Consider the following 1808-nt stretch of genomic DNA (forward strand, 5'->3'; position numbering starts at 1 on the left):
TCAAAGGGACAATGTAAAAGGAGGAAATAATTATGGCAAAAGAAGCAAGTTTTGATATCGTTTCAGAAATGAATATGGAAGAGATAAAGAATTCCATACAATTGGCAACAAAGGAAATCGCAAATCGATTTGATTTTAAAGGTTCCATCAGCGAAATCAAATTAGAAAAAGAAAAATTGGTTTTGGTTTCAGATGATGACTTTAAATTAGAACAAGTAAAAGATGTCTTAACGAATAAACTAGTTAAAAGAGGTGTTCCTACCAGAAATCTTCACTACTCTTCAACTGAAAAAGCTTTTGGTGGAAATGTCCGTCAATTCGCTGATTTAATCAGTGGAATTGATAAAGAACACGCAAAAACAATTACTCAATTGATTAAAAAATCAGGTATCAAAGTTAAAACACAAATCCAAGACGATCAAATACGGGTAACTGGTAAAAATCGTGATGATCTTCAACAAGTTATCGCTTTACTAAGAGATGCGAACTTACCAATTGATCTTGAGTTTACAAATTATAGATAACCTAGCATTCCTATTTTTAATGCCTTAAAAAAAGACCTTCAAATGAAATTTGAAGGTCTTTAGGCTTTGTTGTTTAGAATTCCTCGACTACTTCCACTGATACTGTTTTACTTCCTGTAAATAATTTAGATACCGGACAACGTTTTTCAGCTTCTTCTACAATCTTTTTACTTTCTTCAAAAGGTAATTCAGCAATTTTTGCAAAAGCTTCTACATTGAAGAAATACCCGATTCCATTTGGTTCACGCATAAAATCGACATGAACTTCTACACGACTTTTATTTTCTTTTCCTCTTGCTTTTAATAACGATTGAATCGTAGCATTTAAACAAGTACTAAAAGACAACCCAATCAATTCTTCAGGGTTTGTGCCTTCATCCTTATTTAATGGACTAGAAAGTTTAACATTTAATCCATCGTTTTTTACAAATGCATGACCATTCACACCTGTTTCATTGACCATTTCAGCATGAAATAACGGCTTTTGATTTTCCATAAAATCCCTACTTTCTTTTGAAAGTATCTCTAACTTTAAATACTACTTCTTATTTACAGCCTCTTCGATTTTTGGAAGAATACTTTTAGCAATCGTTGATCCAACGATCATCATTTCATAAGCTGCTCTTACGTCCTCTGTTGTACGAGAAAGAAGTCTCATATAGATTTCACCGTCTCCGGCCAGACAAACACGGTAGTAACCTGTTTTCATTTCATTCAGTTCATTTAAAACTTCTAATACTTGATTTTTTGCATCAAAATTCGTTACATATGCTAATTTATGGTACACGATTTGAAAATCAATAATACCTTCTTCTTTATTATCAAAAACAACTCCAAATGGCAAAGCTTGGCTGTCGTTCAATTTAAATTTACCATTATAAAGAACTTGTCCATTTTTGATTTCTTTCTTAGCTAATGGTACATGTTTGTCTTTTAAGATGGCTTCAAAGTTTACTAGTGCTTTATTCATTCTACTATACCCCACTTTTTAAATTCTAATCGCTTTTTCATTTTTAATTATAACGTACTCTATTCATAATGAAAAGAGTATTTAAGAAAACAAAAAAAGTTCTAACTCAATTGAGTTAGAACTTAAAAAAATCATCTTAACGACGGATTTCTTTAATACGAGCTGCTTTTCCGTGTAATTCACGTAAGTAGTACAATTTAGCACGACGTACTTTACCAAAGCGAATAACTTCGATTTGAGCAACACGTGGAGAGTGCATTGGGAATGTACGTTCAACGCCAATTCCGTTAGAAATTTTACGAACTGTATAAGTT

The 1808-nt window shown here is 32.1% G+C and carries 4 protein-coding genes; 1 reads left to right on the forward strand and 3 read right to left on the reverse strand.

Features of this window, described 5'->3' with window-relative positions; all coding sequences use genetic code 11:
* Positions 1-32 precede the first annotated feature (32 nt).
* Positions 33-524, forward strand: coding sequence for a YajQ family cyclic di-GMP-binding protein (locus CAT7_RS11860; protein ID WP_007725937.1), 492 nt, complete (start codon positions 33-35; stop codon positions 522-524).
* A 73-nt stretch (positions 525-597) separates the two neighbouring features.
* Here CAT7_RS11860 and CAT7_RS11865 read toward each other — a convergent pair whose 3' ends face one another.
* The 3 genes from CAT7_RS11865 to rplS all read right to left on the reverse strand — a co-directional run.
* Complete coding sequence (locus tag CAT7_RS11865; protein WP_007725938.1) at positions 598-1020, reverse strand: OsmC family protein; 423 nt, start codon at positions 1018-1020, stop codon at positions 598-600.
* 42 nt (positions 1021-1062) lie between these two features.
* A complete protein-coding gene (locus CAT7_RS11870; protein ID WP_007725939.1) occupies positions 1063-1494 on the reverse strand; it encodes a hypothetical protein in 432 nt (143 codons plus the stop codon).
* Positions 1495-1630: 136 nt separating this feature from the next.
* A partial coding sequence (gene rplS / locus CAT7_RS11875; protein WP_007725940.1) for a 50S ribosomal protein L19 occupies positions 1631-1808 on the reverse strand: 178 nt, incomplete at its 5' end.

The sequence above is a fragment of the Carnobacterium sp. AT7 genome, from assembly GCF_000171855.1.
Lineage (GTDB): Bacteria > Bacillota > Bacilli > Lactobacillales > Carnobacteriaceae > Carnobacterium_B > Carnobacterium_B jeotgali.